General features: G+C 71.1%; 7 protein-coding genes. 1 reads left to right on the top strand and 6 read right to left on the bottom strand.

Features of this window, described 5'->3' with window-relative positions; all coding sequences use genetic code 11:
• Positions 1 to 13 precede the first annotated feature (13 nt).
• The 5 genes from ACFXGX_RS42460 to proB form a co-directional block, all read right to left on the bottom strand.
• Positions 14 to 1,084, bottom strand: a complete 1,071-nt coding sequence (locus tag ACFXGX_RS42460) for a hypothetical protein (protein ID WP_384803608.1) — start codon at positions 1,082 to 1,084, stop codon at positions 14 to 16.
• Positions 1,085 to 1,207: 123 nt separating this feature from the next.
• Positions 1,208 to 1,852 (bottom strand): hypothetical protein, encoded by a 645-nt coding sequence (locus ACFXGX_RS42455; RefSeq protein ID WP_384803605.1) that lies wholly within the window; start codon positions 1,850 to 1,852, stop codon positions 1,208 to 1,210.
• A 212-nt stretch (positions 1,853 to 2,064) separates the two neighbouring features.
• Positions 2,065 to 3,351: a glutamate-5-semialdehyde dehydrogenase gene (locus ACFXGX_RS42450; protein WP_384803602.1), complete on the bottom strand. Its 1,287-nt coding sequence runs from the start codon at positions 3,349 to 3,351 to the stop codon at positions 2,065 to 2,067.
• A gap of 61 nt (positions 3,352 to 3,412) precedes the next feature.
• Positions 3,413 to 3,871 carry a hypothetical protein gene (locus ACFXGX_RS42445; RefSeq protein WP_384803614.1) on the bottom strand — a complete coding sequence of 153 codons (459 nt, stop codon included), beginning with the start codon at positions 3,869 to 3,871 and terminating at the stop codon, positions 3,413 to 3,415.
• A 285-nt stretch (positions 3,872 to 4,156) separates the two neighbouring features.
• Entirely contained in the window at positions 4,157 to 5,263 is a 1,107-nt protein-coding gene (gene proB / locus ACFXGX_RS42440; RefSeq protein ID WP_384803611.1) for a glutamate 5-kinase, read from the bottom strand.
• 256 nt (positions 5,264 to 5,519) lie between these two features.
• Here proB and ACFXGX_RS42435 point away from each other — a divergent pair, with 256 nt between their 5' ends.
• Positions 5,520 to 6,920: a polysaccharide pyruvyl transferase family protein gene (locus ACFXGX_RS42435; RefSeq protein WP_384803598.1), complete on the top strand. Its 1,401-nt coding sequence runs from the start codon at positions 5,520 to 5,522 to the stop codon at positions 6,918 to 6,920.
• An 84-nt stretch (positions 6,921 to 7,004) separates the two neighbouring features.
• On the opposite strand, the gene ACFXGX_RS42430 is transcribed toward ACFXGX_RS42435, so the two are convergent.
• Positions 7,005 to 8,222, bottom strand: coding sequence for a glycosyltransferase family 2 protein (locus ACFXGX_RS42430; protein ID WP_384803595.1), 1,218 nt, complete (start codon positions 8,220 to 8,222; stop codon positions 7,005 to 7,007).
• Between the last annotated feature and the right edge of the window lie 294 nt (positions 8,223 to 8,516).

Raw genomic sequence — 8,516 nt, 5'->3', positions numbered from 1 at the left:
CCCGGCGGTCCGGCTACAGCTTCGGCTGCGCGCTCCTGGCCAGCGAACCGCAGACGGCGGTGGCACTGCCGGTGGCGTACGGGTCGGTACCGGCCGGGCCGCCCGCCTTGGCCGTCTCCCCCGCGAGCAGCGGCCGCAGCCGGCCCACCGAGTCGTCGGAGCAGGACAGCGGGCCGGCCTGGACGTAGGACACCGTCAGTTCGGCCTGGTGCATCCGCAGGTCGTCGCGGTCGAAGCGGAAGGTCAGTTCGCGCCGGACGGTGAACAGGGAGGCCTTGGCCTGGGCACTCGCGCCGGCCGGCTTCAGCGCGTAGACGAAGGTGTGGTCGGCGACGACCTCCAGGGTGTTCGCGTCGGTCTCCGCCGCCTGGAGGGTGCCCTGCACCCGGATCCCCTTGTCGGCGAGCTGCGTCCGGGTCGCGTCGAAGCGGATCAGCCAGCCGGTCGGGGCGTGCCGTCCGTCGGCGGCCGGGTGCTCGAAGCTCCGGTCGAACTGGTCGAGCTGCCGCGGGTCGAGCAGGATCCGTACGGGCCGGGTGGCGCCTCCGGTCAGGACGCTCGGGTCGAGGGACGACTCGACGAGGTAGTCCTTGGCGGTGGTCAGGGCGGTGACGACCTGGCTGTCGGAGAAGTGCGCGGTGCGCCGGACGGCGGGCATGGTGATGCCGTCGGCTCCGGTGCGGAACTGGGCGGCGGGGCTGCCGGTGTACAGCGCGTCGGTACTGGCCGAGCCGGGGACGGCGGCCTGCGGGGCGAGCGGGATCACCGTCATGCGCAGCGGTTCGGCCGACCGGGTGGCGGGGGTCGTCGGGTACGGGTGGCGTACGCCCATGTAGATCGCGGTGCCGAAGGCCATGGCTATCAGCAGGACGAGGATCAGTGCCTGCCGGGACAGTCCGCGCTGCAGGGGCGGACGCCGGCGTACGGCCGGGCTGTGGTCGGCCATGCGTTCCTGGGCGGAGAACTCCTGGAGGCGGGCAGCGCGGACGAACGACTCGTCGAAGACGACGGATCGGTACTCGTCCTCGCCACCGGCGGGAGCACCCTCGGGTGTCCCCTCAGGTGGGTCTCCAGGCCCGCCCATACCTTCAGAGTAGGTCTTGCGGGGCTCCGGTAAACGCTGTGGTGCGCGACAAGTTCTGACAGGTTCCCACCATGACGGTCACGCTGTGCGACGGACGTCGGCGCTCCGGCGACGGAACCGGCGTCAGGGTGTCCGCGGCACCGCGGACACCGTCGGCCGGGGCGGGCCGAAGGAGGCGGAGGGGCCCGGTCCTGTGACCTTCTCCCGGCCCTGTTCGAGGCCGGAGGAGGCGGGTGAGGGCATCTGGTCCCGGCTGCCGGATGAGGAAGCGCCTCGGTAGACGGCCGTGAAGGCGAGGGCGACCATGCCGATGCCCATGACCAGGGCGAGGAGCCAGGCCACGGGGCGGTGCCAGCGGGTCTGCTTGCCGTAGGGCCGGCCGTACGGTCCCGGGAAGCCGTGACGGCCCTCCAGGACCTCGGAGTCGTCCGGGTCGTCCAGGTCGGGATCGTGCGCGAAGTCGCCGTGGTCGTCGGGGCCGAAGCCGTCGTCGTAGCGCTCGTCGTCGCCTCGGGCGCCGCGGGCGTGCGCCCGGCGCGCCTCGGCCTCGGAGGCCTCCGCGCGGGCCTGGGCCGCCGCGAGCAGCCGCTCCACGGCGGTCGGCTCGTGGAACGCCGCCGCCCTTACGAAGTCCTCGTCGAAGACCACGGAGGCGAACTCTTCGTCCGCGCCCCCGCGGTCGTGGTCGTCGTCGGGCTCCCAGCCGTCAGGGAACGGCGTGCCCCCCACGTCCTCCGGCACGGATCCAGAGTAGACCTGAGGGGTCAATTTGGGCAGACGGTACGGAAATTCGTCCGCAGGAGGGGCGGCGCCTCAGTGGACCGCGGGCCGTGAACCGTCCGCCGCGCGCCCCGGCGCCCGGCACCGGCTCACCCCGCGCGCCCCGGCGCTCGCCGGGCCGGGACGGGCCCGTACGACCGCGCGGGGCCGCCTCCGGCTCCTGGGGCGCCGGGGTAGGGCCCGCGGCGCCCGCCGGTGTCTCAGCGGCGGATGTGGCCGTCGCCCGTGACGATGTACTTGGTGCTCGTCAGCTCCGGCAGTCCCATCGGACCGCGCGCGTGGAGCTTCTGCGTGGAGATGCCGATCTCGGCGCCGAATCCGAACTGGCCGCCGTCGGTGAAGCGGGTCGAGGCGTTCACGGCGACGGTCGTGGAGTCGACGAGCTGGGTGAAGCGGCGGGCGGCCTGCTGCGAGGTGGTGACGATGGCCTCGGTGTGGCCGGAACTCCACAGCCGGATGTGCGCCACGGCCTTGTCGAGCGAGTCGACGACGGCCGCCGCGATGTCGTAGGAGAGGTACTCGGTGTCCCAGTCCTCCGCCGTGGCCTCCACGACGGTGGCCTTCGAGTCCTTGGCGAAGGCCAGGACCCGCTCGTCGGCGTGCACGGTGACCCCGGCGTCCGCGAGGGCGTCCAGGGCGCGCGGCAGGAAGTCGGCGGCGATGTCCTGGTGGACCAGGAGGGTCTCGGCGGCGTTGCAGACGCTGGGCCGCTGGGCCTTGGAGTTGATCAGGATGTCGATCGCCATGTCGAGGTCGGCGTTCGCGTCGACGTACACATGGCAGTTGCCGGTGCCGGTCTCGATGACCGGGACGGTGGACTCCTGGACGACCGTACGGATCAGGGAGGCGCCGCCGCGCGGGATGAGGACGTCGACCAGGCCGCGGGCGCGCATCAGCTCACGGACCGACTCGCGGCCCTCTCCGGGGACGAGCTGGATCGCGTCGGCGGGCAGTCCGGCGCCGCCCACGGCGTCGCGAAGGACCCGGACGAGGGCCGTGTTCGACTCGTAGGCGGAGGACGAGCCGCGCAGCAGGACCGCGTTGCCGGACTTCAGGCAGAGGGCGGCCGCGTCGACGGTCACGTTCGGGCGGGCCTCGTAGATGATGCCGACGACGCCGAGGGGGACGCGGACCTGGCGCAGGTCGATGCCGTTCGGGAGCGTCGAGCCGCGGACGACCTCGCCGACCGGGTCGGGCAGCGCCACGACGTCGCGGACGTCGGAGGCGATCGCGCGTACGCGCTCGGGGGTGAGCGTGAGCCGGTCGACGATGCTCTCGCTGGTCCCGGCCTCGCGGGCCTTGGCGATGTCCTTGGCGTTGGCGGCGACGATTTCGCTCGTACGGACTTCCAGCGCGTCCGCGATCGCGAGCAGCGCGTCGTCCTTCTCGGCCCGCGGCAGAGGCGCCAGGTCGGCGGCGGCGGACTTCGCGCGATAGGCGGCCTGGGCCACCGGGGACATGGAGTCGTACGGCGAGAGCGTGGTCATGGGGGAAGGGTAGTGCGCCCGGTGGGCCGGTCCGGCGGTTGTCCCATTCGGCGAGACAGGCTCAAAAGGGATGAACCCCGACAGGTGTCGCGGGCAGCGGTCCGTACCCCTCGGCGATCCGCTGGTGGTAGGTCTCGCGGTCGATGACCTCCAGGCCGACGATCTCCCAGGGCGGGAGTTTGGCGGTCTGGCGGTGCTCGCCCCACAGGCGCAGCGCGACGGCCGCCGCGTCGTGCAGGTCGCGGGCCTCCTCCCAGTAGCGGATCTCCGCGTGGTCGTTGGCGTAGCGGCTGGTCAGCAGGAAGGGGTGGTCGTGGGCGAGCTGTTCCAGTCCGCGTCGCACCTCGGTCAGCGGGGCCTCGCCACCCGACACGCTCAGCGTGACGTGCCAGAGCCGGGGCTGGTCGGCGGGCTGCCCGCCGCCGTAGGTGTCGCCGGCGGCGACACTGGTCAGGGCTCGTTCCTCGCCCACCGCGCGGGAGGCGGTACCACCGCGGGACGCCGCCACCCCAGGGCGCACTCGTCTCACGACGGCCTCCTTTACCCGATCGTCGTACCGAATCCCGGACTCTCCCTGCCACAAAGTTGAGCAGGTGAGAAGCCGCCGTGTGGCGGTTTTACGGAACGTCCACCGGTGGGGGCGGGGGATTCGGCCATTTACGGATGTAGTGGACAGCCGATTCGGCGATGCGCCTGGGACGCCGGTTCGGGTGCCGGGCGGATGGGGCCGCCGTGACATCCACCGGCCGGGACGCGCGTCTCACGAGCGCGCCCGGCAAGACGCACGTTCCACGGGTTCGGCGGGCTACGGGTTAAGCAGGACGAGGTCGTCGCGGTGCACGACCTCGCGCTCGTACGCGGGGCCCAGTTCGCGCGCCAGCTCCCGGGTGGAGCGGCCGATGAGCTGGGGGATCTCCTTGGCGTCGAAGTTCACCAGCCCCCGCGCGACGGCCCGGCCCGTACCGTCGCGCAGCTCGACCGGGTCGCCCGCGATGAACTCGCCCTCGACGCCCGCGATGCCCGCGGGCAGCAGCGAGGTGCGCCGCTCGACGACCGCGCGCACGGCGCCGTCGTCCAGGGTGAGCGCGCCCTGCGGTGTGGAGGCGTGCTGGAGCCACAGCAGCCGGTCGGCCGACCGCTTGCCGGTGGCGTGGAAGAAGGTGCCGGTGTCCCGGCCAGCGAAGGCGTCGGCGGCGTGGACGGCGCTGGTGAGGACCACCGGGATGCCGGCCGCGGCGGCGATCCTGGCGGCCTCGACCTTGGTGACCATGCCGCCGGTGCCGACGCCCGCCTTGCCCGTGCTGCCGATCTCGATGCCGGCGAGGTCGGCGGGCTCGCGCACCTGGGCGATCCGCGAGGTGCCGGGCTTGCCGGGGTCGCCGTCGTAGACCCCGTCCACGTCGGAGAGCAGGACCAGGAGGTCGGCGCGTACGAGGTGGGCGACGAGGGCGGCGAGGCGGTCGTTGTCACCGAAGCGGATCTCGTCCGTGGCCACCGTGTCGTTCTCGTTGACGACCGGGAGGGCGCCCATCGCGAGGAGCTTGTCCAGGGTGCGCGAGGCGTTGCGGTGGTGGGCGCGCCTGCTGGTGTCGTCGGAGGTGAGGAGCACCTGCCCGACGCGGATGCCGTAGCGGGCGAAGGAGGCGGTGTAGCGGGCCATCAGGAGGCCCTGGCCGACACTGGCGGCCGCCTGCTGGCGGGCGAGGTCCTTGGGGCGGCGGCGCAGTCCGAGCGGCGCGAGGCCCGCGGCGATGGCACCGGAGGAGACGAGGACGATCTCCTTCTCGCCTCCGTCACGCGCCTTGGCGAGGACGTCCACGAGGGCGTCGACCCGGTCCGCGTCGAGGCCGCCGGAGGCGGTGGTGAGCGAGGAGGAGCCCACCTTGACGATGATTCTGTGGGCCTGCGCCACAGCGTCCCTGTCGGCGTGCGTCTCGGTCTGCCTTGCCGCTGCCACCTGCGGTGTGTCCCCTCGCGTCGGTCCCGGTGCCCCGCCCCGCAATCTACGCGAAGAGGAAGCCCTGCGGCCCGCCGGTCCAGCAGACGGACGGCGCCGCGTAGTTGCGTGATCACGAGCCGCGTATGCGGAAAAGGTCGTACGGGTTCCTCATGGGAATTAAAGGCACTGCAAAGTCAAGTTGAAGACTGTGCCACCTAACGTTCCCCCCGTGACGCGCATACTCCTGAGATCGGGCAAGAGCCCCTACGACGTGGTCCCCGTGGAAGAGGCTCTCCATCAGGACGTCTTCGCCACCAACTCGGGCAACCTGATCTTCAGCGACGCCACGCACAAGATCCTCGAGACTCCGCGCACCGAGGTCGTGTCCAACGGCATCCGCACCGACGTGGCCGCCGCGGGCCGCATCAACGACGAGTTCGACGCGTTCGTCGTCCCGCTGGCCAACGCGTTCCGGCCCTCGTTCGAGCCGCAGCTCAGACGACTGACGCGGCTCATCGGCAAGCTGAAGATCCCGGTGATCGTCCCGGGCATCGGCGCGCAGACCGGGCTGAGTTACAACCCGGCGCGGCTCAAGCCGATCGAGCCCGCCGTGCGGGAGTTCGTCTCCGCGGTGCTCGAGCGCAGCGCGTCCATCGGGGTGCGCGGCGAGTTCACCGAGAAGTATCTGCGGGACATGGGCTACAAGGACGTGGAGGTCATCGGCTGCCCCTCCCTGTTCATGTACGGCGAGCGGCTCGACGTGCGCAAGCGCGCCGGCACCCTCGGGCCCGAGTCCCGGATCGCGGTCAACGGTTCGCACAGCGCGATGCGGACGCAGGGCCTCGACCCGATCGTCCGCAACGCCCACGCCCGTTATCCGCATCTGCGGTTCATCGGCCAGAACCTCAGCGACGCGCGGCAGTTGCACTGGCGCGACCTGTCGGACCCGAACGGCGCCGTGACCGCGATGCCCACGCATCCGGACCACCCGATGTTCCGCGAGGACAAGGTCCGCGTCTACATCGATCCCGTCACCTGGATCGACGATCTGCGTGACTTCGACTTCTCGTTCGGCTCCCGCATCCACGGGAACATCGCCGCGCTGCTCGCCGGCACACCCGCGACGGTGCTGTGCGGCGACTCCCGCACGCTGGAGCTGTGCCGCTACTTCGAGATCCCGCACCGGCCGATCACCAAACCGGCCGCGGACCTCGATCCGGCCGAGCTGTACGCGGAGGCCGATTTCGGCCCGCTGACGCGCGGACACCAGGAGCGCTTCGAGCGTTTCACCGGGTTCCTCACCCGCAACGGCCTGGAGAACACCTTCACGCACGGCGACGGCGGCGCGGCCCACGAGGAGCGCATCCGCTCCCTGGCCTTCCCGCCCGGAGTCCGGCCCTGGAACGACGCCGACATCGCCTCGCTCACCACGCGCTTCGGCTTCCTCCAGAGCCGGATCACCGAACTGTCCACGGAGAACGTCCGGTTGAAGCGGGAGCTGACCGGCAAGTCCAGGGCGGTGAGGCTCACCCCCGGGCCGGCGGGAACGCCCGGAGGCTCGGTCTACCGGCTGGCGAGGCGTGCGGTGGGCCGGCCTCTGCGCAAGGCGCTGCAGGCGGGCCGCCAGTAGCGCGGCCGGGCGGTCGGCACGGGGGCGGGTACCTCCTGGCGGCGGTTTCCTGACGGACGCCGCCAGGAGCCTCGGGGCGCGCTGTCAGCGCCGGGGGCCGAGGATCCGCCGGGCCATTCGGCGCAGGCGCCGGAAGGGTGCGGGACGGGGCTTGAAGCCCTCGATGGTGACCGTCTCGCGGGTGGTCGGGACGTAGCAACTGTCCGGGATGCCCGCGGCGGCGTCGCGGAAGTGCGGGTAGGCGAGGTAGACCTTGCGGCCGCGTGACTCCAGCACTATCCCCGGGGCTTTCTTGGATTTGACGAACTCCACCACGTCCAGGAGGAGATCGCCCCGGCCGCGGGCCACCAGGTGCAGCCGCAGCCGCTCGTGGACCTTGAGCCGTCGGGCGACGCCCTCGTGCCAGTAGGCGTCCATCAGCGGCTTGGCCAGTTCGAGTTTGTGGCCGCGCACCTTCTCGCTCTGCTTCAGTAAGCCCGGACCGAACTGCGGGAGCAGAGTGATCAGGAACGGCCGGATCATCAGATTGTCGCGGCGCGGTCCGGCGGGCACGTACTCCGCGATGAGGTTCATCAGGGCGCGGGCCGAGTCGAAGCGCAGGCTGTAGCCGCCGCTCTTGGTCACGTGCTTGCCGTCGTCGCGGCCGACCAGGTGGTAGCAGTCGTAGTCGGCGATCACGGAGACGCCGTCGGCGCGGAGGTAGGCCTCCATCGTGAACAGCGCGTCCTCGCCGGTCTTCAGCGACTCGTCGAAGACCATTCCGTGCCGGGTGAGCAGGTCACGGCGGAAGAGCTTCTGCGCGCTGAGCGTGAACTTGACGTTCGAGGAGAAGACGTCGGTACGGGGCAGGGTCTTGCCCCACATCGACTTCGGAGCGGTCCTGTTGACCCCGACGACCTTGCCGAGCACGACGTCCGTGCCCTGTTCGTCGGCCATGGCGACCATGCGTTCCAGGGCCTCGGGGCCGAAGTAGTCGTCGGCGTCGAGGAAGAAGACGTAGCGCCCCCGCGCCTTGCCGAGGCCGACGTTGCGCGGGCCGCTGGGGCCGCCCGAGTTGGCCTGCCGGATCACCGTGACGGACATGGCCGTCCGCTCGGCGAACTGTTCCAGATACTCCCCCGTGCCGTCCGTGGACCCGTCGTCGACGGCGACGATCTCGATCCGTTCCGGGCCGAGCGTCTGCTCCTCCACGGATTCCAGGCACTTGATCAGATATGGCATTGCCTCGTACGCCCCGATGACGATGGTCACGTCAGGTTGCGTCACGTTTCCCCCTTGTTTCAGGAAATGCCGCAAGCACATTTCCCTCTTATCACCTCAATCGCTACCTAGGAGACGACTGGAAGTACGGACTGGTTGCCCGGAACGCCTCATTTTGTGACGCAGGTCACAGGAAACGGCAGGTGGCTGGCCCGTGAAGGCTGGCAGAACCACGTAAGAGAAGCGGCCGGGGGCGTAAGAGAAGCGGCCGCGGGCGTAAGAAACGGGCATGGGGCCCGCGGTTTCGCCCCCCGGCGGGGTGCGGTATAAAAACTTCACACCCCCCCTGACGCGCGAGCTGTGGGCTTTGGGGTGGCGCGGGGTCAGAGCGCGGGG

It is taken from the genome of Streptomyces sp. NPDC059371, from assembly GCF_042751995.1.
Classification (GTDB): Bacteria; Actinomycetota; Actinomycetes; order Streptomycetales; family Streptomycetaceae; genus Streptomyces.
This window is presented reverse-complemented; position numbering and strand designations above follow the sequence as displayed.